General features: G+C 39.3%; 25 protein-coding genes and 1 pseudogene. 4 read left to right on the top strand and 22 right to left on the bottom strand.

Translation table 11 applies throughout. The features are described from left to right. Nucleotides 1-92: 92 nt before the first annotated feature. From AXK38_09435 to AXK38_09490, 12 genes and pseudogenes are all read right to left on the bottom strand, one after another. Nucleotides 93-416, bottom strand: a complete 324-nt coding sequence (locus tag AXK38_09435; GenBank protein ID AMH89456.1) for a branched-chain amino acid permease — start codon at nucleotides 414-416, stop codon at nucleotides 93-95. Further along, the gene (locus AXK38_09440) at nucleotides 406-1,062 is read right to left on the bottom strand and encodes a branched-chain amino acid permease (GenBank protein AMH89681.1); all 657 of its coding nucleotides are present in this window, start codon (nucleotides 1,060-1,062) and stop codon (nucleotides 406-408) included. Before AXK38_09440 ends, AXK38_09435 begins: the two co-directional genes overlap by 11 nt. Before the next feature lie 279 nt (nucleotides 1,063-1,341). Next, nucleotides 1,342-1,854 carry a hypothetical protein gene (locus AXK38_09445; GenBank protein AMH89457.1) on the bottom strand — a complete coding sequence of 171 codons (513 nt, stop codon included), beginning with the start codon at nucleotides 1,852-1,854 and terminating at the stop codon, nucleotides 1,342-1,344. Continuing rightward, nucleotides 1,854-2,538, bottom strand: a pseudogene (locus tag AXK38_09450) (TetR family transcriptional regulator). Before AXK38_09450 ends, AXK38_09445 begins: the two are co-directional and overlap by 1 nt. 143 nt (nucleotides 2,539-2,681) lie before the next feature. Further along, nucleotides 2,682-3,908, bottom strand: coding sequence for a hypothetical protein (locus AXK38_09455; protein AMH89458.1), 1,227 nt, complete (start codon nucleotides 3,906-3,908; stop codon nucleotides 2,682-2,684). A 71-nt stretch (nucleotides 3,909-3,979) separates the two neighbouring features. Then, entirely contained in the window at nucleotides 3,980-4,645 is a 666-nt protein-coding gene (locus AXK38_09460) for a CAAX protease (protein AMH89459.1), read from the bottom strand. Nucleotides 4,646-4,711: 66 nt separating this feature from the next. Next, a complete protein-coding gene (locus tag AXK38_09465; protein ID AMH89460.1) occupies nucleotides 4,712-4,900 on the bottom strand; it encodes a hypothetical protein in 189 nt (62 codons plus the stop codon). 286 nt (nucleotides 4,901-5,186) lie between these two features. Continuing rightward, entirely contained in the window at nucleotides 5,187-6,050 is an 864-nt protein-coding gene (locus AXK38_09470) for a MutR family transcriptional regulator (protein ID AMH89461.1), read from the bottom strand. A gap of 103 nt (nucleotides 6,051-6,153) precedes the next feature. Next, the gene (locus AXK38_09475) at nucleotides 6,154-7,164 is read right to left on the bottom strand and encodes a tRNA threonylcarbamoyl adenosine modification protein TsaD (GenBank protein ID AMH89462.1); all 1,011 of its coding nucleotides are present in this window, start codon (nucleotides 7,162-7,164) and stop codon (nucleotides 6,154-6,156) included. Further along, nucleotides 7,154-7,591: a ribosomal-protein-alanine acetyltransferase gene (locus tag AXK38_09480; protein AMH89463.1), complete on the bottom strand. Its 438-nt coding sequence runs from the start codon at nucleotides 7,589-7,591 to the stop codon at nucleotides 7,154-7,156. Before AXK38_09480 ends, AXK38_09475 begins: the two co-directional genes overlap by 11 nt. After that, nucleotides 7,588-8,271 carry a tRNA threonylcarbamoyladenosine biosynthesis protein TsaB gene (locus tag AXK38_09485; protein ID AMH89464.1) on the bottom strand — a complete coding sequence of 228 codons (684 nt, stop codon included), beginning with the start codon at nucleotides 8,269-8,271 and terminating at the stop codon, nucleotides 7,588-7,590. The genes AXK38_09480 and AXK38_09485 overlap by 4 nt, the downstream gene beginning before the upstream one ends. Before the next feature lie 104 nt (nucleotides 8,272-8,375). Beyond that, nucleotides 8,376-8,591 (bottom strand): hypothetical protein, encoded by a 216-nt coding sequence (locus AXK38_09490; GenBank protein ID AMH89465.1) that lies wholly within the window; start codon nucleotides 8,589-8,591, stop codon nucleotides 8,376-8,378. A gap of 279 nt (nucleotides 8,592-8,870) precedes the next feature. On the opposite strand from AXK38_09490, the gene AXK38_09495 reads away from it, so the two are divergent. The 4 genes from AXK38_09495 (at nucleotide 8,871) to AXK38_09510 (ending at nucleotide 12,213) form a co-directional block, all read left to right on the top strand. Further along, nucleotides 8,871-9,104, top strand: a complete 234-nt coding sequence (locus tag AXK38_09495) for a hypothetical protein (protein AMH89466.1) — start codon at nucleotides 8,871-8,873, stop codon at nucleotides 9,102-9,104. 1 nt (nucleotide 9,105) lies between these two features. Beyond that, complete coding sequence (locus tag AXK38_09500) at nucleotides 9,106-10,785, top strand: ribonuclease J (protein ID AMH89467.1); 1,680 nt, start codon at nucleotides 9,106-9,108, stop codon at nucleotides 10,783-10,785. Nucleotides 10,786-10,861: 76 nt separating this feature from the next. Continuing rightward, nucleotides 10,862-11,398: a transposase gene (locus tag AXK38_09505; GenBank protein ID AMH89468.1), complete on the top strand. Its 537-nt coding sequence runs from the start codon at nucleotides 10,862-10,864 to the stop codon at nucleotides 11,396-11,398. After that, a complete protein-coding gene (locus AXK38_09510; GenBank protein ID AMH89469.1) occupies nucleotides 11,374-12,213 on the top strand; it encodes an integrase in 840 nt (279 codons plus the stop codon). Before AXK38_09505 ends, AXK38_09510 begins: the two co-directional genes overlap by 25 nt. Before the next feature lie 153 nt (nucleotides 12,214-12,366). Here AXK38_09510 and AXK38_09515 read toward each other — a convergent pair whose 3' ends face one another. From AXK38_09515 to AXK38_09560, 10 genes are all read right to left on the bottom strand, one after another. After that, nucleotides 12,367-14,280: a tRNA uridine 5-carboxymethylaminomethyl modification protein gene (locus AXK38_09515; protein AMH89470.1), complete on the bottom strand. Its 1,914-nt coding sequence runs from the start codon at nucleotides 14,278-14,280 to the stop codon at nucleotides 12,367-12,369. A gap of 9 nt (nucleotides 14,281-14,289) precedes the next feature. Then, the gene (locus tag AXK38_09520; protein AMH89471.1) at nucleotides 14,290-14,745 is read right to left on the bottom strand and encodes an NUDIX hydrolase; all 456 of its coding nucleotides are present in this window, start codon (nucleotides 14,743-14,745) and stop codon (nucleotides 14,290-14,292) included. Nucleotides 14,746-14,885: 140 nt separating this feature from the next. After that, nucleotides 14,886-16,007, bottom strand: a complete 1,122-nt coding sequence (locus tag AXK38_09525) for a tRNA(5-methylaminomethyl-2-thiouridylate)-methyltransferase (GenBank protein AMH89472.1) — start codon at nucleotides 16,005-16,007, stop codon at nucleotides 14,886-14,888. Nucleotides 16,008-16,462: 455 nt separating this feature from the next. Then, nucleotides 16,463-16,654, bottom strand: a complete 192-nt coding sequence (locus AXK38_09530; GenBank protein ID AMH89473.1) for a hypothetical protein — start codon at nucleotides 16,652-16,654, stop codon at nucleotides 16,463-16,465. Between the two features lie 2 nt (nucleotides 16,655-16,656). Beyond that, nucleotides 16,657-16,959 (bottom strand): hypothetical protein, encoded by a 303-nt coding sequence (locus tag AXK38_09535; GenBank protein AMH89474.1) that lies wholly within the window; start codon nucleotides 16,957-16,959, stop codon nucleotides 16,657-16,659. 145 nt (nucleotides 16,960-17,104) lie between these two features. Next, nucleotides 17,105-17,833, bottom strand: coding sequence for a hypothetical protein (locus tag AXK38_09540; protein ID AMH89475.1), 729 nt, complete (start codon nucleotides 17,831-17,833; stop codon nucleotides 17,105-17,107). Then, nucleotides 17,830-18,183 carry an argininosuccinate lyase gene (locus AXK38_09545; protein ID AMH89476.1) on the bottom strand — a complete coding sequence of 118 codons (354 nt, stop codon included), beginning with the start codon at nucleotides 18,181-18,183 and terminating at the stop codon, nucleotides 17,830-17,832. Before AXK38_09545 ends, AXK38_09540 begins: the two co-directional genes overlap by 4 nt. Before the next feature lie 145 nt (nucleotides 18,184-18,328). Further along, nucleotides 18,329-19,681, bottom strand: coding sequence for a secretion protein HlyD (locus AXK38_09550; GenBank protein ID AMH89477.1), 1,353 nt, complete (start codon nucleotides 19,679-19,681; stop codon nucleotides 18,329-18,331). Then, the gene (locus AXK38_09555; GenBank protein AMH89478.1) at nucleotides 19,678-20,145 is read right to left on the bottom strand and encodes a hypothetical protein; all 468 of its coding nucleotides are present in this window, start codon (nucleotides 20,143-20,145) and stop codon (nucleotides 19,678-19,680) included. The genes AXK38_09550 and AXK38_09555 overlap by 4 nt, the downstream gene beginning before the upstream one ends. Beyond that, a complete protein-coding gene (locus AXK38_09560; GenBank protein AMH89479.1) occupies nucleotides 20,138-22,357 on the bottom strand; it encodes an ABC transporter permease in 2,220 nt (739 codons plus the stop codon). The genes AXK38_09555 and AXK38_09560 overlap by 8 nt, the downstream gene beginning before the upstream one ends. Between the last annotated feature and the right edge of the window lie 36 nt (nucleotides 22,358-22,393).

Genomic DNA, 22,393 nt, shown 5'->3' on the forward strand with positions numbered 1-22,393 from the left:
CAAAATAGAATACCTTATTATCTTATCAGAAAAAAAGTAATTATGCCATTATATGATATCTATCTCTGTGATAGATTTTCTTTATAGCCCATTTAAAATAGTAAACGTAGGACGGCAATCAAGACAACTCCAAAGAGAACTGTTCCGACTAGATTGCGGTAGCGAAAGGCTACCCAAGCTGTTGGAAAGACTGCTAAGAAGTCCAGCCATTTGATTTGAGGAAGACTCCCAACCTTGCCTGTCACTACGCTTGAAAGAATCAAGGCAAAGATAATAGAAACGGGCAAGAATTTCAAAAAACGCTCAACGATTGCAGGCAAGCCCTTATACTTGACCAAGATGAAGGGAATCATACGGGGAATCCAAGTCACCAAGCCAGAGAAAATAACTGCTAATAAAAGATACTTACTGACCATCTAAAACCACCCCCATTGTACAACCTAGCAAGGTCGCAAACAGAACAGCTAGCGACTGAGACACCACTGTTAAGAGTAAAAAGAAGGACACCGCAACAACTGCTAGGATAATGAGCAGATTGCGGACAGGAATCCGTCTTTGCATAATCTGGAATTGCGAAGCAAAAATTCCAATGAACATCCCAACCAGGGCAAAATCCAAGCCAAAGATTTCTGGATTTGGCAGCAGACCACCCAGAGCCGTTCCGACAACTGTTCCCACAAACCAAGCCACATAGCTGTTGAGATTGTTTCCGTGCATCCACATAGGATTGACCTTGTCTGTATGGGCTAACTCGCCCATCAAAACGCCATAAGTCTCATCCGTCAAGAGACTAGACATACCGATATTTTGCCAGAGACTGGTATGACGGAAATAGGTTGACGCATGCAAACTCAACAAAAAGAGACGCAAATTAATCAAAAAGACCGTCATAGCAATAGCTGCCACAGGTGCTTGAACCGCAATCAGTGCCAACATGGCAAACTGGGCACTCCCAGCATAAACAAAGAGGCTCATCAAGCCCATCTCAACAGGTGTCACATAGGGCGCACCAATAATCCCACAGGCCAAGCCAATACTGACATAACCAAGGGCCGTTGGCATGGCCGCCTGCGCCCCCTCCCAAAATCCTTTTTCTTTCATCTTTCTCCTCATATTGTCTTAATAATACTCAATGAAAATCAAAGAGCAAACTAGAAAGCTGGCCACAGGTTGCTCAAAACATTGTTTTGAGGTTGCAGATAGAAGCTGACGCAGTTTGAAGAGATTTTCGAAGAGTATAAGTAGGCTGAAAAGGCTCCAGCCATAGCATGGACTATTATAACACATTCAGGAAAGAGAAAAAAGTCTGCTGATTGTAATCAGACAGACTCCATTTTATTCTTATTTAATCTTGAAGAATTGAACAATTGCCACAATACCTTGATAAATAAAGACAAAGGCAATGGTGTAACTAATATAGAGACCGGTCATCAATGGGTGTCCCATCATGATTAAACCTGCTACGATTCCTAAAATCCCCATCCAAACTAGAGGGGTACCTACCGATTTATCCGTCTTACGAACCTTGAAACCAACGATAGTTTTTGTAATACCATTTGTCAAGGCCCATAAAGAAATGATAAATGGTACAAATGTTACCATTTCAATAAAGCTACCTGAGAACAAGGTAAGAGCGAGGATGAGGGTAACAATTCCTCCAAATAAATTCCAGCCATGCTTTTCTTCTGATTTGAAGTATTGTACAATCTCAGAAATCCCTTGAACTGCAAATACAAGTGCAAACCAGAAAGTCATGGAAGCCAAGCTAATAAGAGGATGTGCAAACATATTAAAACCTGCAAAAACTGCAAAAATACCCGCAATTAGTAACAACCATTTCCAAATTTTCGACATTATTTTTCTCCTTTTTTAGAGGAATCTTCCTCTAGTATTCCATAAATCATCATATCCAAAACCTGTGATAATTGATGTTCATATCCTGAAACCAAGTCAGGCAAACTGCTATCTGACGAAACAGTTAAATAATAGGAACGAAACATATCCTGAATCAATCGCAGATAGTCCATAGCTCGTTTCTCATCAATATGCTCTTTCAGTTTGGATTCTGATATAAGTTTTTGACAAACTTGTTCATTCAAGTCCAAAAAGATAGCTTTTGGATTCTGATATAAGTTTTTGACAAACTTGTTCATTCAAGTCCAAAAAGATAGCTTTCTGTGGTGCAATGTCTGCTTCCAATTCTTCTGGTGTCGCAATCATTGCCTCAAAGAAAATGTGGCTATGTTCTGGGTATTGCTGATAAAATTGGTGACGTCTTTCCATATAATCAGCTAAGGAGGGCACTTGACCTTCCACCCCCAGAAACACTGCCAAAGCTTTCTCAAAACTCTCCTGAAAACAAGTTAGATAGAGGTCTGATTTCCCTGAAAAATTATGATACAAAACTCCTTTGGAAATACCATCCACTTTACAAAGTTCATTGATGACAAAACCTTGATAGCCTTTTGTAGCAAATTCAAACAAAGCAGCGGTAATGATTTTCTCTCTTCGTAGTCTTGTTTTTTCTTCTTTTCTCATGTATTTATCTCTACATTTTTTAATTATAAACCGATTGGTCTGAAGTGTCAAGCAACTTTCTCAAAAATTTAACAGTCTGCTGATTGTAGCCATCATAAACAGACTGGAATCCAGTCTCAAACATATAATATACACATTCTTCGCTAAATGTTTTCACGGATATTCAAGAGTATGATAAAGGCAGCTAGAAGAAATAGCAATAAAACAAAGCTAACTGCCAGAGTTCCAAAGCTAGTAGCAATGGTTACCAAAGCTATTGTAAATAAGCTAGGTAAAACAACTGTAATGGCACCGATAGAGGATTGAACTGCTCCCATTGACTCCTCAGGTATTTGTTTAAAAATGAGTTCCTGTAATCGAGGAGAGAGGATACCTGCGAAAAAGGCATCCAAGGCACTAAAGATAAGAATCCAGTCAAAACGAACTGCCACAAAGCCAACTAAAAGGAGTAATTGGATAATAAGCGAGGCATATAGGGCTAGTTTTATGGAGATTGTATTCTTCAGATAGCCACTCACAAGGCTTCCGACAATAAGGGCTGACAATTCAAGGGTGGATAACAAGGCAAGAGATTGACCTGTTTGTAAATTCAAAAAGGGCTGATTCCTCAAAAACAGAGTAGAAACAGGAACTGTAACATTTATCACTGCTTGACTAATAGAGATAATAAACAAAACCAAGAGCACCTTATTCATATTCCATATCAATTTTGATGATTGGAGCAGATGCTGGCAAAAGGATTTTACAGAGAGTCCTTCTTGATAGCTAATCGTTTTTTCTACTTTCAAGAGGTCTGTTTTTATGAAAAGAATACCTAAAAATGCGATTAAAAAGGTCAGAGCATTCAGTAAGGAAATAGACTGGATAGATAGAATACCTAGTAAGACTCCTCCTAGAATATTACTGATTGTTTTCACTAAACTAACAGTTGACTGTTTAAATCCAATAGCTTCTGCCAGATGGTCTTGCCCAATAATTCTAATGAAAATCGGAGTGAGCATGGCGCCTGAAAAATAACTCAATGTGTCAGATAAGAGGTTAATCAGACAAATAAATGCTACTAATAACAAGGAAAAGGACTGCCCTGAAAGTGATAAAGAAACGATAGAGTAAAGCAAAAATTTTGCAAAACTAATCATTGTATATTTTAGGACACGATGATGTTGAAAATCCGCCAAAACTCCCAGAAAGATTTGCAGAACTTGAGGAAGGGTTTCTGAAATCGTGATCAGTAAAATCGCCAAAGGGGCAAAAGATGCATCTGCCACATAATTCAAAAAGGCCAGATAAAAAATCGTATCCCCAACCGTTGAAATCCACTGGTTGATAGTTAATTGCCTAAAATCTCTATTTTGAAGAAATACTTTCATCACAACTCCTTTTTAAGTTCAAATGGGAATCTTTCCCCAAGGATAGACCGCGATACTACTAACAACCAAAATTACAGTAACATCAAAAGCTGACCAATACCATTGTAGACTATATGCAGTCCAATAGGCCAATAAATTGACTTTGTCATTCTAAATAAGACTGCAAATATAAGACCTCCACCCATATAGAAGACAAAGTCTGTCAATACCCAACCATGATTACTAATATGCAATATTCCAAACAAAGCAGCAGAACCAAGTACATCTAGCCCCCATTTCTTTCCTTTTTCCAGAGCAGTCATCACTAATCCACGATAAATCATGTCTTCAAAAATGGGACCTGCAATCACAGGATAAAAAAAATACATCAAAAATGCCGTAGCTCCTGTAAAAGTAGGAGCAGCATGTTGATAAGAAATTTCATTTCGAGTAGGTGGGAAAAGAAAAAAGGTGACAAAATTCCAAGCAACAAAAGCAAGCAGAGCTAGGAAGGAATAGAAAAGATAGGATCTTTTAAACTTTCTATTGTTGATTTTCTGCCATTTCCCCGACCAAATCATAACAATAAGAGCAAATAAAACCACAAGAAAATTCAACATCATATCCGACAGATAATAGGTAAAGTCAGATAGACCAAGAGCAAAGTCGCTAGATAAAACCAGACCACTGAACTTCTGGTCAGCAATAACTAGTAGAGCAGCTATAATAAAGTAGTAGCGTGAGATTATCTTTTTCATCCTATTTTCTCCTATATTACGAAATAAAGAAAGCCCTAACCCAAACAAAGGCAAGGGCTTTAAATATCAATGACGACGATTAACAGTGGAAGAATCATGGTTAAAATATTTCTTCCAGAAATTAGTGATTGACCAAGGTGCTCCTAAACCTACTCCAATTCCACCGCCTGGGTTAACCACAGTGTTGCCTCCTCTAACATCTTGCAACTCAGCTTCTGTCAATTCCATTGTTTCTGCAAATTGTAAATTTAACATTTTTTACACTCCTTCAATTATTTTCATTTGTAAACCACTTCTGCGACCTAGGATTTGCTTCAAGTGCTTTACAAAAACACTATAACACGAAAATTAGCTTATTGTAGAAAATCGCATATTTGATATTTTTTCTTATAGAAATTTCAGATTTGCGATTTTGGTAGATTTGATTATTTCACTGGTATAATAAAGTTATTACTAATGAGGAGTGGAGGAACTATGAAAAAACAAATTTTAACATTATTGACAATCGTTGCTGAGATTATTATCATTTTCCCGTTTCTAACTAATCGATAAGTTCTTTGTATTGCTGAAAACGCAATTCGAAGAGGGCTATCAATTGTGGATTTTCTAATACTTGCAGAGATTGGATAAAGTGTTCAATCTCTTTTTGATTGTTTCCTTTGGTTTGAAGGAAAATACTCATTTTCTTTAAAAATTGCCACAATACTTTTTCAAAAACATCGTATGGACGAAGCATACTCTCCAGCTCAGCTTCAAAGATTGGGATGTAAGAGAAAAGTTTGCGCTCCATGAGCTCTGATATAATATTCAGAAAGCCACTTTTCATATATAGTCTATTATGTACCAACTCTTTAAATTCCTTAGATTTCTCAAGTAAAGTGGTTGATAAAAATATCAAATCTTGATTGCTCAAGAAAGGCATGGTATTACAGAATATATAGAGTTCAAACCAGGTCCAAGACTCAATAGCGTAGAGGTAGGTAGTTAAAAACTCGCTATCCTCCTCTGCTAGCGGATAGCTTTTATCTAAGGAATGGATAGCATCTTTAATCACAATGGCATTCAAACGACGATAGGTCTCTGCCATCTGTTCTCGCTCGACTTCCTCCAACAGTTGCTCTAAGCCAGCGATATCTTGGTGGGCAAAGCGATCCACAACCTTTCTGCCAAATCGCATATGTGGAGATTCTTGATAATTGTTGAGCTTATGACCAAACTCATCGAAGGTCACATTGATTCCTTGGATGGCTAAGATCAGTTTGTCCGCAGATAGCATAGACTGTCCTAGTTCAAACTTGGACAACTGAGAAGCTGTTAGACCCTCACAGGCCACATCTGACTGCTTGAGTTTTCTCGCCAAGCGCAATTCCTTGTAAAATTCTCCCAATTCCATTCTCTCAATCATCTGACCACCTCCTATTTTTTATATAGTATATCATTATTTTTATGGTTTTGTCAAAATATTCTGACATTTAAGAGAGCAAAAAAGCCAGCCTTAAGCTGACTCCTTATTCCATAGTATCAAAGGCGAGACTTGGTTTGGCATTGAGGTCCAAGTTTGCAAAGTTTTCTTTGTTCCACTCGCTGACGCTGGCATAAGCAATCATACCTGCATTGTCTCCGCAGAGGCGCAGAGGTGGAATGATGACATTGACATCTGTGATTTCAGTTGCTAGGCGTTCTCTGAGACCTTTATTGGCTGCCACACCTCCTGCCACAACTAGGGTTTTAACAGGATATTTCTCCAAAGCCTTCTTAGTTTTTGCCATAAGAATATCCAGTACAGCTGCTTGGAAGGAAGCACACAAATCCTCTGTGGACAAGCTTTCTCCCTTTTGCTCGGCATTGTGATGAAGATTGATAAAGGCCGATTTCAAACCTGAGAATGAAAACTCCAGATTATCTTCCTTAATCATGGCACGAGGAAAATCATAAATATCCTGCCCTTGATGAGCTAGCTCATCAATCTCACGACCTGCAGGATAGGTCAAACCCATGACACGGCCGACCTTATCATAAGCCTCACCAACCGCGTCATCTCGCGTTTCCCCAACAATCTTGTAGTCACCAGCCTCAGAAACATAAACCAACTCTGTGTGTCCACCGCTGACCAAGAGGGCTAGTAAGGGAAACTCCAAAGGCTCCACGCTCTGAGCTGCCATGAGGTGACCAGCCATGTGGTTAACAGGGATAAGTGGAAGTCCATGTGCCCAAGCAAAGGCCTTAGCAGCTGATAAGCCAACTAGCAAGGCTCCGACCAAGCCCGGTCCATAAGTAACCGCAACAGCTGTCACGTCCTCTTCGGTAATCCCTGCTTCTGCCAACGCCTCCTCGATACAGGCTGTAATGACCTCGACATGGTGACGACTGGCTACTTCAGGCACTACGCCACCAAAACGTTTGTGACTCTCAATTTGACTAGCAATGACATTGGACAAGAGCTGGTCGTCGTTTTTTAAGACAGCGACACTGGTCTCATCACAGGATGTTTCAAATGCTAAAATATATCTATCCTTCATCTATTTCTCTCTTCATGATAATGGCGTCCTCGACTGGGTCATGGTAGTAGGCCTTTCGCTCAGCGATGACCGCCATCTTTTCTTTCTTGTAAAATGCTTGCGCTCGTTGGTTTGACTTTCTGACTTCTAGGAAAATCTCCTTGTCTGTCGGCAATTGAGCAAACAAGGCCGAGGCAATCCCCTGACCCTGATAGACTCCTTTAATAGCGATTTGCAAGACTTCTGCCTCAAAAAGATTCTCCTGAACAGCTAGAAAGCCAATCACTTCGGCCCCATCATAAGCCAAAGCATACCAAGTTTGGTCTTGGGACAGGTCTGCTTGGATTTGTTCCAGCGTCCAAGGACTGACTGAGTAAACAGCTATCATAACAGCGTAGATGGCTTGAGCCAGATCAGGTTGCTGTTGAGTTCGTTTGATTTCTATCATAGGCGTTTAATGTAAGACTCACCAGACTCGGTGTGATTCTTGAGCCAGTTTTCCTCAGCCTCAACACGTTTGAGGTAGTTCGGCACAAAATCATGCAAGGAGTCTGCTTCCTTGTCCCAAGCCCAAAGTGCTAGATTAGCTGCATTTGGCAAGGTTTCTTTGAAATTAGTCCTTGGCAAGTGTTCTTGAATCTGCTCCACAAAAGGACCAACTTCTCCGACAAAGGTTACCTGACTAGCACCCTTGATTAGCTCAATCACTCGCTCAAAAGGCAGGTGTGCTTCTGGCATGACAGGTTTGGCATTTTCATAAAATCCTGCGTAAACATTGTTGCGACGCGCATCCATCAAGGGAACGAACAAGCCTTCTTGTTGGTAGGGCACCAGAGCCAAGAGGCTAGACATACCAACTAATTCAATGTTCAGAGTATGAGCCAACGTCTTAGCAGTTGCTACCGCAATTCGCAAGCCTGTGTAGCTACCTGGCCCTTCTGCCACCACGATTCGGTCCAAATCCTTGGGCGTCCAATCCAAACTTGCCATCAAAAAATCGATGGCAGGCATGAGGGTAATACTGTGATTTTTCTTGATATTAATCATCGTCTCGGCAAGAACCTGCTTGTCCTCTAAAATAGCGAGAGAAAGAGCCTTGCTGGACGTATCAAAAGCTAATACTTTCATAACACATTCCTATCTTTTTGTCTGCTTACTATTATACTACAAAAGCTGGCACATGGGAATTTTCTTTATCCCAAAACAAAAATGCCCTAGCATGAGCAGGGCATCTAAGCATTTAATCCAAAGTAAAATACAAACCAAACTACATAGGTTACGAGGAGGAGAAAAAGCGAGTAGAGAGTCACAAAGGTAATTTTCCACAAGAACTTGGTTTGTCGTTGTTCCAGTTTGGCAAATAGAAGATTCCCTCCATAAACGCAAGCAACAAAAACAATAAAAGCTACCAAGCGAGCTCCGATAGCAAAAGCAAATAAGTTATACATAGGGCAACCTCCTTGACTTAAAATCTATATGGAATTATGACAAGCAATAAATTTCACTTCCGTTATCAATATAACACATTTTCTTTATTTTTGCAAGCGCTTACTAAAGAAACCGAGCTGTGACTTTCTCGTTTCCGTCTTTTACTAATTTTTCATTTTGTGGTATAATTGAAATAATTGTAACGAATCAAGGTCAATCTAGACAAAAAATGGAATGAAATCAAGCAATTCTCTGCTAAAAGTTTGGAATAAGCTGACCTGTAAATAGAAAGGAACTATATGATTTACAAAGTTTTTTATCAAGAAACAAAAGAACGTAGCCCACGCCGTGAAACTACACGCGCACTTTACCTAGACATCGATGCCAGCTCAGAACTTGAGGGCCGTATCGCTGCTCGCCAACTTGTCGAAGAAAATCGCCCAGAGTACAATATCGAGTATATCGAACTCTTGTCTGACAAATTGCTAGATTACGAAAAAGAAACTGGCGCCTTCGAAATCACGGAGTTCTAATATGGCCTATACTCTTAAACCTGAAGAAGTCGGCGTTTTTGCCATCGGTGGTCTGGGAGAAATCGGGAAAAACACTTACGGAATTGAATACCAAGATGAGATTATCATCGTCGATGCTGGGATTAAATTCCCAGAAGACGACTTGCTGGGTATCGACTACGTCATTCCTGATTACTCTTACATCGTGGACAATATCGACCGAGTCAAGGCTGTCTTAATCACACATGGACACGAGGACCACATAGGTGGCATTCCTTTCCTGCTCAAGCAAGCAAATGTCCCTATCTACGCTGGACCACTTGCCTTGGCTTTGATCCGTGGGAAACTCGAAGAACACGGCCTCTTGCGCAACGCCAAACTTTACGAAATCAACCATAATACTGAGTTGACCTTTAAAAATCTCAAGGCAACTTTCTTTAGAACGACTCACTCTATTCCAGAGCCTTTGGGGATTGTCATTCATACACCTCAAGGAAAAATCGTTTGTACGGGTGACTTCAAGTTCGACTTTACTCCAGTTGGAGAACCAGCGGACTTGCACCGTATGGCTGCTCTTGGTGAAGAAGGCGTTCTCTGTCTCCTATCTGACTCGACAAATGCGGAAGTACCAACCTTTACCAACTCTGAAAAAGTCGTTGGTCAGTCCATCATGAAGATTATCCAAGGCATTGAAGGACGTATCATCTTTGCATCCTTTGCCTCAAATATCTTCCGTCTCCAGCAAGCAACAGAGGCTGCTGTTAAGACTGGACGCAAGATTGCAGTCTTTGGCCGTTCTATGGAGAAGGCCATTGTCAACGGAATCGAGCTTGGCTACATCAAAGCTCCTAAGGGAACCTTTATCGAGCCAAATGAAATCAAAGACTACCCTGCAGGAGAAATTCTGATCCTCTGTACAGGTAGTCAAGGCGAGCCGATGGCAGCCCTCTCTCGTATCGCCAACGGAACCCACCGTCAGGTACAACTCCAACCAGGCGATACGGTCATCTTCTCTTCAAGTCCAATCCCTGGAAATACGACTAGCGTCAACAAGCTGATTAACATCATTTCTGAAGCTGGTGTCGAAGTTATCCACGGTAAGGTTAACAATATCCATACATCTGGACACGGTGGTCAGCAAGAGCAAAAACTCATGCTCCGCTTGATTAAACCAAAATACTTCATGCCTGTCCACGGTGAATACCGCATGCAAAAAGTCCATGCTGGATTAGCGGTAGATACTGGTGTTGAGAAAGACAATATCTTTATCATGAGCAATGGTGATGTGCTTGCCCTTACTGCTGACTCAGCTCGTATCGCAGGTCATTTCAACGCCCAAGACATCTATGTCGATGGAAATCGTATCGGTGAAATCGGTGCTGCCGTCCTCAAAGATCGTCGTGATCTATCTGAAGACGGTGTCGTTCTGGCAGTCGCAACTGTCGACTTCAAATCGCAGATGATTCTATCTGGTCCAGATATCCTCAGCCGAGGTTTTGTCTACATGAGAGAGTCTGGAGATTTGATTCGCCAAAGCCAGCGTATCCTCTTCAATGCCATTCGTATCGCACTGAAAAACAAGGATGCTAGCGTGCAATCAGTCAATGGTGCCATTGTCAACGCTATTCGCCCCTTCCTTTATGAAAATACAGAACGTGAACCGATCATTATCCCAATGATCCTCACACCAGATGAAGAATAAATCATAAAACAGCCCCGATTTGAACTGCACCCCAAAAGTTAGACAGAAAAAATCTAACTTTTGGGGTGTTTTTATTATGAAATTAACTTATGATGATAAAGTTCAGATCTATGAACTTAGAAAACAAGGATATAGCATAGAGAAGCTTTCAAATAAATTTGGGATAAACAATTCTAATATTAGGTACATGATTAAATTGATTGATCGTTACGGAATAGAGTTCGTCAAAAAAGGAAAAAATCGTTACTATTCTCCTGATTTAAAGCAAGAAATGATTCATAAAGTCTTACATGAAGGCTGGACTAAAGATAGAGTTTCTCTTGAATACGGCCTCCCAAGTCGTACGATACTTCTTAATTGGCTAGCACAATACAAGAAAAACGGGTATACTATTGTTGAGAAAACAAGAGGGAGATCAACTAAAATGGGACGTAAACGGAAGAAAACTTGGGATGAAATGACAGAACTAGAGCGACTCCAAGAGGAGAATGAACGCTTACGTACTGAGGTGGCTTACTTAAAAAAGTTAAAAGAGCTGGAAGACAGGGACGAAACCATACAGCGAGAAAGGCAGAGACAATTAGAGAAATGGCTTCAGGAGGATTTCGACTAGATTTACTTCTTGAAGTGGCTCGTTTACCTCGCTCAACTTACTATTATCAGTTGAAGGAACTAGATGGGCTTGACAAAGATAAAGATCTTAAAGCTGAAATTCAAGCTATTTTTACTGAGCACAAAGGAAATTATGGCTATCGCCGAATAACTCTTGAATTGAGGAATCGTGGTCATATAGTAAACCATAAGAAGGTCCAACGTCTGATGAAAATCCTTGGTTTAAGTGCTCGAATTCGCCGTAAACGAAAGTATTCTTCCTACCAAGGAGAGATTGGCAAGAAAGCAGAGAATCTCATTCAACGCCAGTTTGAAGCATCGAGACCAATGGAAAAGTGTTATACGGATGTGACAGAGTTTGCCATTCCAAATAGCACGCAGAAATTGTATTTATCGCCTGTTTTAGATGGCTTTAACAGCGAAATTATTGCTTTTAATCTTTCTTGTTCTCCTAATTTAGAACAAGTAAAAACGATGTTGGAACAGGCCTTCACAGAGAAATACTACGAGAATACGATTCTCCATAGTGATCAAGGTTGGCAATACCAACACGATTCTTATCATCGGTTCCTAGAGAGTAAGGGAATTCAAGCATCCATGTCACGTAAGGGCAACAGCCCAGACAACGGTATGATGGAATCTTTCTTTGGCATTTTAAAATCCGAAATGTTTTATGGCCATGAGAAAAACTTTAAATCACTTAATCAATTGGAACAAGCCATTATAGACTATATCGATTACTACAACAACAAACGAATTAAGGTAAAACTAAAAGGACTTAGTCCTGTCCAATACAGAACTAAATCCTTTGCTTAAATTAATTGTCTAACTTTTGGGGGTCAGTACAATTTTCGGAGCTGTTTTTCTCTATGCTTTCTTTTGAGATTGAAACTCAATAAAAATCGAAATCAGACTAGAAGGCTAGGCGAAAGCATAACTTGAGTTAGGTGAGCCGAAGCCGACGACGTATTATTTTGATTTTTGAAGAGTTTTAGAAATACTACGATTTTTACCTTCCAAATACACCATCAAAATAGAAATATCTGCTGGGTTTACTCCCGAAATACGGCTGGCTTGGCCGATGGTTTCTGGATTGATAAGTTTGAACTTCTGACGGGCTTCCGTCGCAATAGAATCAATGTCATCCCAATCAATATTGGCTGGAATGCGTTTTTCTTCCATGCGTTTCATCTTAGCTACTTGATCCATAGCTTTTGAGATGTAACCCTCGTATTTGATTTCTGTTTCAATCAATTCGATAATCTTGTCATCCAAGTCCTCTGCAGCTGGTCCGATGAAAGCCACCACATCTTGATAAGAAACTTCTGGACGGCGAAGGAATTCCTTGGCTGTCACTGCATCGGTCAACGGCTTGAAGCCCATCTCCTCAATCTTGGCATTGGTTTCCTTGACTGGTTTGAGTTTGATGCTGTCTAGGCGTTTCATCTCATTATCAAATTGATTTTTCTTGATTTCAAAACGAGCCCAGCGTTCATCATCCACAAGGCCAATCTCACGTCCCATCTCAGTCAAACGCATATCGGCATTGTCATGACGGAGAATGAGACGGTATTCGGCACGACTGGTCAATAGACGGTAAGGTTCAATCGTTCCCTTGGTTACCAAGTCATCAATCATTACCCCGATATAACCGTCACTGCGCTTCAAAATCAACTCAGGCTTGCCTTGGATTTTCAGAGCCGCATTGATACCAGCGATAATCCCTTGACCAGCAGCTTCTTCATAACCTGAAGTTCCATTGGTCTGACCAGCAGTGAAAAGTCCGGAGATTTTCTTTGTTTCCAGAGTCGCACGCAACTGGTGAGGCAAGACCATGTCATACTCAATGGCATAACCTGTTCGCATCATCTCTGCATTTTCCAAACCTTTGATGGAATGAACCAAGTCACGCTGGACATCCTCAGGCAGACTGGTTGAAAGTCCTTGAACATAGACTTCCTCAGTATTGCGCCCCTCTGGCTCAAGGAAAAGTTGGTGGCGCTCCTTGTCCGCAAAGCGCACAATCTTGTCCTCAATCGATGGGCAGTAACGAGGTCCCACTCCCTTGACCACACCTGTAAACATAGGCGCACGGTGGAGGTTGTTTTGGATAATCTCATGACTGGTACCATTGGTGTAGGTCAACCAGCATGGCACTTGATCTTTGACATAATCCTCATCACGTGACGTGTATGAGAAGTGATTAGGTGCTTCATCTCCTGGCTGAATCTCGGTCACATCGTAGTTGATAGAGGAAGCCTTGACACGTGGAGGAGTTCCTGTCTTGAAACGACCAATTTCGAGGCCCAATTCCTTGAGATTGTCAGCAAGGTTAATAGAAGCTAGGCTGTGGTTAGGGCCTGACGAGTACTTGAGGTCTCCGATGATAATTTCCCCACGAAGGGCAGTCCCTGTCGTCACAATAACAGCCTTAGCAGCATACTCTTGATGGGTCGCTGTACGAACACCGACAACCTTGCCATCTTCCACCAAAATCTCATCAATCATGGTCTGACGAAGGGTCAGATTTTCTTGATTTTCAACTGTCTTGCGCATCTCCTTAGAGTAAAGTTCCTTATCAGCCTGCGCACGGAGGGCACGGACAGCTGGACCTTTCCCAGTGTTGAGCATCTTCATCTGGATGTAAGTCTTGTCAATGGTTTTGGCCATCTCGCCACCGAGGGCATCAACTTCACGCACGACAATTCCCTTGGCAGAACCACCGATAGAGGGGTTACAAGGCATGAAAGCCAGCATTTCAATGTTGATAGTCGCAAGCAAGACCTTACAGCCCATACGGCTAGCGGCCAAGGAAGCCTCGACCCCAGCGTGTCCCGCACCAATTACAATAATATCGTATTCTTCTGTAAAATTATATGTCATATTTCTCTCCTATTCCTCAAGATGGATGTGTCTTAGTTGGCCGTCCCAATCTGGTAGGGCTGTTTTTAAAAAGGCTGGAACTAGCTGGAAATCCTCAAGTTTATCCAAATCAATCCATTCACAGGGTTGCCTTTTCTCATCTTCCTGCATGATCAACGGGGCATCTTCAAGCAAATCCACCAGATAATGAAACTCGATATTGTGATAGGAAACACCGTCCTGTTCAAAATGATTTTCAACAACAAAAGCTAGTTGCCCAGCTTGAGCTTTGACACCCAGTTCTTCCCTCACTTCACGGACTACCGCTTCTTCCGTGCCTTCATTGACTTGGATGGCACCGCCAATAGTGTAATACTTGCCCTTATCTTTGGTAACTAGGAGCTGGCAATTTTGGAGAATCAAGGCTGTCGCCCGAACGCCAAAAACAGTATTCCCCACTTTTGTCCGAAAGTCTTGTTGAGTCATTTTTGTCCTTTCCTCTAAACGACACAAAAACAGTCAAAACTCCAAAGAAGTGCAGGACAAAAAAGCCTGCAACATCCATGAGCTTTGACCATCATTTCTATTGCTTTTATTATTGTAGCAAATTGAGAAAATTTGTCAATCTAAATGTACTGACAAACTTGTCCATCGCGGTAAGCATTGTCAATCAAACCACCACCGAGACACTCTTCGCCATCGTAAAAGACAACTGCCTGTCCTGGTGTAATCGCACGCTGTGGCTCCGCAAAGATAACCTCTGCCTTATCTCCTTTGACATGGACGGTCACCTTAGAATCAGGCTGACGGTAGCGGAATTTAGCCGTACATTCGAGCGTAAACTCCTCTGGCATATCACGAGTAAAGTGGACTTGACTAGCCTCTAGGCTGGTTGACATGAGCGAATCATGGTAGAAACCTTGGCCTACATAGAGAATATTCTTGCTTAGGTCTTTTCCGACAACGAACCAAGGTGCATTGTCACCGCCGTGTTGCCCACCGATACCCAGACCGCCACGCTGACCAATCGTATAGTACATAAGACCTGCATGCTCACCCATATCGCGTCCATCCACTGTCATCATGCGACCAGGCTGAGCTGGCAGGTAGTTGCTGAGGAAGTTTTTAAAGTTCTTTTCTCCGATAAAGCAAATCCCTGTCGAATCTTTCTTCTTAGCAGTCGCAAGTCCTGCTTCTTCTGCTAGTCTGCGAACTTCAGGCTTTTCCAAATGTCCCAGAGGGAACATGGTTTTTTGAAGTTGTTCTTGCGAAAGTTGGCTGAGGAAATAAGTCTGATCCTTGCCATTGTCCACGCCACGAAGCATATGAACAGTACCATCTTCATCACGCGCCACTCGGGCATAGTGCCCAGTCGCTACATAGTCTGCTCCCAAGGTCATGGCATAGTCCAGAAAGGCCTTGAACTTGATTTCCTTGTTACACATAACATCTGGATTTGGCGTGCGCCCTGCACGGTATTCTGCTAGGAAATACTCAAAGACGCGGTCCCAGTACTCTTTTTCAAAGTTGACAGAGTAGTAGGGAATGCCGATCTGGTCTGCCACCGCAGCCACATCCTTGTAATCTTCGGTCGCCGTACAGACGCCGTTTTCATCTGTGTCATCCCAGTTCTTCATGAAGATACCGATCACATCGTAGCCCTGCTCCTTGAGCAAGAGAGCCGTCACCGACGAATCAACACCACCACTCATCCCCACGACAACACGTGTTTTAGAGTTATCACTCATGGTAAGTCTCCCATCTATTCGTTTATTTGTACCCCTCAACATTCTATTTACTATGACTTTCAATAGAATTTATTTGAGTATAGTCATTTCGTTTGCTTTTAGTACTAGGCAACGAGTCGCAGGCATAACTTGAGTTCGCTCAATCAGTCTGGTAGACTGATTGAGGTTATAAATCAGACAAGCTCAGCTTGCATCTCATTTCGAGTTAACGACGTAATAAAAGATAAACGAAATGACTAGTTCACGATTGAAGGTCGTGTGTGCTTCACGATTGAAGGTCGCTTGAGCAGTATTCATTATAACATGCTTGGTTAGAGAAGACAAGAAAGGAGCCAATCTTGACTCCTTTGTTGAAAAAATTGTTTTAACCTTGTCCTTTCTTTTCTAAACCGAAAATGAAACGGTAATCGATAAAGAGGCCCATGATTGAATAGGCACATAAAAATATCCTACACTTACTTTGCATTATTCCGTGATTGAATATATTTAACAACAATATAGATAAGAAAGGCAAGCATGATTGCCAGATAGCTCACTATAAGGAAAACATGCTTAAAAGTACTAGTATCAAATAAACTCACGATAGCTAATAATAGATTTATAATAAATACTATCACCGCAAATAGTTGTACTTTTTTATCTTTCATAACTAGCTCCAACCTAAATTACTTTCCAATATCTTACCGAAATTATAGCCAGTAATATAGCCTGACATATAACCTGTTGCTGCACCACAAGTAGCTAAAATAAATGAATAGCTAACTGTACCAATAACTGGTAAGGTTATTGTCCCTAGTGCCGCACCAGCTGCCGCACCAGTTATGGCTCCTGCTATTCCGCCTGCGACACCACCTACACCTCCACAAAGCATGGCAAGCCACCCTTCGCCATCAAGATACATCATCTCCTCTTGCTCAATAGCAACATAATTATTTGGTAATACGAGTTCCATTTATTTTCTCCTTTTTTATTAAGCATGGTTAGGATAGTTTCCTAACAAGTGATTGTCGACTGTGTTTATAGCACTTAGTTACCTAGATAGCTTTCCTTTATCATGTCTGATTTTAAGCCGTTCTAAGATTTAATCCATATTTCTATTACTTGCTATTTTTAAATAATTCGTATTCCTTTTCTTTGATAAATGGAACTGAAAAATTAGAAAAAATTAGTAGAATCGAAAACAGATATCCGTCTTTTTGTATCACTAAAACATAACTTAAAAATATATAGACCATCAAATCTAGTGCAAAAAGAGAAAATATCCTCCTTTTCATCATCTCACTTGAATTAAAGATTCTGTTTAATAGAAGCTTTATCGTAGTATCTACACAAATTTTTATCAAAAAGATAAGAGCCAATACACGATTATCAACTGTACCATGAAGAATAAATGGAAATATAGTTAATATAAAACTAGAAATCTCTAAATTTTTTATCCAAGGAGATTGAGACATCTTACTTTTAAACTGACTGATTTTCCTATATTCACTAGCTAATCTAGTATCAAAATCTCTACCAATTTTATTAAAGATTAAGAACTCCAGAATAAAAATACTTATTAATACGATATAAGTAGAAACGTTTCCTGGGAAAAATTTATTGATTAAAATTGGAAAACTCATTAACAGAATCAAATTTATGGCTAGACAGATAGATACTATTTTATTTTTTACAGAATATAGAGGTAGTGATACTATTGAGTAGATAAATGCTAAAAAAATAAGCAAAAAATACTCCGTGTTACTTATAATCGGATTAAATGATAAAAATATATACACCCAACACACGATAATATGTATTTTTCGAATGTTATCTACATTACTCATCTTACTGTCGCAGATATGAATCCATCCCAAGGATAGGGGTTTCCGTTAATATCACAACCTCTATTAAGAGCACCATATCCAATACAGTAAGCTATTCTTCCTGCAGCCCCAGCCAATACACCTGCTGCTGCACCAATAAGCCAACCTCCAAGGCCTCCAACTTTAATATAGTTTATTAGTTTTTTGGTTAAAACTGCAGCTCCAGCTAATGCTATAAAAGTCCCTGGGCTCATAGCTAAAGCTGCACAAATTCCTTGACAATCACTCTTGCTTAAATAAGCCCCCCCATCAAGATACATCATCTCTTCTTGCTCAAGAGCAACATAATTATTTGGTAATACGAGTTCCATTTATTTTCTCCTTTTTTATCAAGCATGGTTAGGATAGCTTCCTAACAAGTAATCGTTGACTTTGTTTATAGCACTTAGTTACCTAGATAAGATATCTTTCCTTCATCTTACTTTATTTTATAGGTGACTTAATGTTTAAAACCAATTATTGCTTGAAACTTAACATTTCCAAAATCCAATCAAGATAGGTTTCTTTATCATAGACAATCCGCACTTCAACTGGCATATCCTTTTGGAGGACGACTGTCTCACTTCCATGTTTTAGAGTTAAGGTTTCTAATTCTATCATGACTTTATAAAGGCTAATATTCCCCTCTTTCGTTTCTTGGGAAATTGTTCCTGAATCAATCTGTCTGACTTGTCCCTTCAGTGTTCCATATTTTTGACTATTTACACCAGTAATAGCAACATCAACTTTTGCTCCTTTTGAAACACGAGAAATATCTCTCGCAAGTACAAAAGCTTCTACATAGTAACCTTTTTCTTTCCCTGAAACTTCTGCTATCGTTTGCCCCTGCTGAATAGACATTCCTTGTTTCAAAGGTACCAGATAATGCAGAGTACCTTCATTTGGCGCTAATATACTATGTGCTTTATCTTGACCTGTTGCCACTCCAAGATTAGCCTCAAGCTCTGTAATACTTTTATTGTTGTTTGAACGAGCAGTCCCTAACTCACTAATTAATTGAGCATAAATATTATAAGCCTGAGAAGTTGGGTTATTATAGGTACGGTTCATATCCTTAATATTGCTTTGTTGACTATCAATCTCGCTATTCTTAGAAGTAATATTTGTTTTTAATGCTTCGATTTTTGTTGTTATTTCTGATATCTTAGTTTCTAACTTAGCTTTATCATCAGCTGATGTCTTATCTGATAAGGAGGATGAGTCTCCTTGCTGTTGAAGTTGAATCAATTCATTTTGTAGAGTTTGCAAGTCGGCATCTAACTGATTTCTTTCAGCTGTTATTTTATTCAACTTCGTATATTCATCCTGAATCTTTGAATACTGGGTACCATTATTATAATTTTCCGAGTTTAACTGAGACAGATAGTATTCAACTTTCCCATAATATTCCTGTTCTTCACCAGAATTAGATAAATAATTGTATTTCTCATTTAATGATTGTTCAAATTTTTGAAAAATAGCTTCTTTTGCGCGTAACTTCTCCAATTGTTTATTTAAAGAGCTCGCTTGTAAACCTTCTTGTCCACTTGATAACGAAATAATGACATCTCCAGCATTTACCATATCTCCTTCTGACTTATGTAAAGTAACTACCTTCCCTGAACTAATTGCTGATAGGAACTCTGTACCTGTTATAACTGAATTCCCATTCGCTTTTACAATATAGTTTTTGGGTATATAAGCTGCACCAATCAATGCACCGCTTAAGACAATAGCAGTTGAAATAATGAGAATAAACGCAAAAGCTGGTGGTCTCTTATCAAAGAAAATACGAGAATAACGTAATTCTGATTTATTATATAATTTCATAGGCTTACAATAGGTCTAAAAATATCTACTACCATTTTTTCAGGAGAAGAATTAACATAAACTGTATAGACAATCCCATCCGTTTGAATATCATTTTCATAGACATATAGGTCCAATTTAGAATACGCATACTGCAGATACTCAGGGCTATCTTCAAAACGAACATATAAACAATATGCAACAGAGATGGAATCCTGTACATCATAAATGTTACTGTACTGTTGAGCATTATGAGCTTGAATATAAAAATCAAAATCAGTCGTTATTAATCCATCATCATGAATGGTTGTACCACAACTTTTTACAATTAATGGACCAAAAATTTGTGCTTTTAACAACTGCAAATGTTGATAAAACTTTTCAATCTCTTGATTTATATTTTCTACTTTTATATCATACAACTTTTTACAGATAACTGACTTTAGTACTAGTTTTTTATTGTCTTGAATCTCTAGTTTAGCCATAAGTAACCTCCTCTGCATCTAACATAATCGACGGTTCTACTTGTTGCTTCATATAAAAACTCTGTAACTCGACCATTCTAGCATATTTTCCATTTTTAGCCATTAATTCCTCATGAGTCCCATATTCTACAATGGAACCATTCTCCAAAAAACATATCTTATCACATCGAAGAATTGTAGACAGCCTGTGGGCTACTACAATTGTTGTCTTATCTATTATTTTATTAAAGATTAAATCCTGAATAATCTGTTCACTAAATGAATCTAAGTTAGAGGTTGCCTCATCAAATATATACAAGTCAGCTTTACTCAGTAGTGCTCTTGCAATAGCCAATCGTTGTTTCTCTCCACCCGAGAAATTTTGACCGCCTTCTTCTACGAAGGAGCCATAACGATTTTGAAGGCGCTGAATCGTATCATGAATACCAACAATACGACAAACTCTCACCATATCCTCATATGTGACAGAAGGATTACCAATTTTTAGATTATCAATAATTGTCCCTGTAAAAAGTTCTATGGTCTGAGGAATGTAGGAAATTTTCTTACGTAATTTACCATAGTCAAGGTCTGATAAGTCATTTGCTCCTATACAAATTTTCCCATCACTAGGATTTATAAATCGTAATAATAAACGAACTATCGTACTTTTTCCTGCTCCACTTTCTCCAACAAAAGCTATTTTTTCTCCTTGTTTAATTCGCAAATTAAAGTTCTTAATAACAGGTGGGCGCGAACCATAGGCAAATGTTACATCTTTAAACTCAATATCATCACACAAGGTGAAGTCTCTAATACTATAATCCAAGGCAATGTCTTCACGATCTACTTCCATCAATTCTTGAAGTCGACTAACTGCAACCTGTACCTCTTGAAAGGTTAACTGCAAACCAACTAGATTCTGAATAGGTTCTGTAAAATATTGACTTAATGTCTGAAAAACCAAGAGGTCCCCAATAGTCATTTTTCCATCAATGATAAATAAGGCGCCCACTCCCATAAATAATAACCCACCCATGGTTGAGGTCATTGAGGATATTGTAGACTGAATATTCTTCAAAACACCCTCTTTATAACCAATTTCTAAAGTATGAACAAATTTTTCTTCAATTTTGTTTAAACGTTGTTCCTCGTCATGCTGAGACTTAATGGTAGCAATGTTACGAATGGATTCAATTAACTGTGAATTAAGAAGTCCATTTGCTTCCATTTGTTCATGATTAATTTTTTTATAAGGCTTTTTAAAACAGTATATAAGAATGATGTTAACAATAACCATAAAAACTAATATCAGAAATAAAGATTGATTAATAGTCCAAAGGACAACCGCACTAATAACTGACAAGGTGATATCCATGACTAATGAAATAGAGACTGACGTAAACACATTCTTTATCGTCATCGCATCTTGAAATCTTGTTAAAACATCACCAACTCTACGACTTCCAAAAAAAATATAAGGAAGATGAATAATATGGTCATAATATCCCATTAAAACTGGTATATCAATTTTTCGAGATAGAAACAAAAGAACGTGCTGACGAAATGCAGATAGAAGAGTCTGTAAGAACGACACTATTCCAAATACTATCAAGAACATATACAGACTATTTTTTAAAGCATATGGAATCACCTCGTCCATGATAACTTTTGAAAAGAGACTCGATAAAATACCAATGATACTTAAAACAAAGGAAGCTAATATGACTGTACTAATCAAGCCTTTTTGATTAAAAATTAACCTTCCAAATAAATCAAGAAGTCCTTTTCCCTTTAGTTTCCCTCTTTCAAAATCCGAATTTGGAACCATAAAAAGAGTAATACCTTGATAAATTTCTCCCAGTTCGTCACTTGACATCTTGCGTATGCCACTAGCAGGGTCTGCTACGTAAAATTTACTATTCCTTTTGATACTATGTAATACTACAAAATGATTTTGACCTAAATCGTTCTTAACTTGAAGAATCGCAGGAAATGTTAATTTCGGAGTCAAACCTTCCAGTGCTACTCGAACAGCTTTTACTGTAAAATTCAACTTATTCAGACCTGAAACAATACCACTGACAGTCGTTCCATACATGTCTGTACCAATAATTTCCCGAATCTTCATGATTGATAGTTCCTTTTTGTAAGATAAAAGAACTGTTGAAACAACTGCCGCAGCACAATCTGACTGATCATGTTGCATCGTACAAGGATATTTTTTTAACATAGAAATACTCAATTCTTTAGAATTAATCTAACTTTT

The sequence above is a fragment of the Streptococcus mitis genome (assembly GCA_001560895.1).
GTDB classification, from domain to species: Bacteria; Bacillota; Bacilli; order Lactobacillales; family Streptococcaceae; genus Streptococcus; species Streptococcus mitis_Q.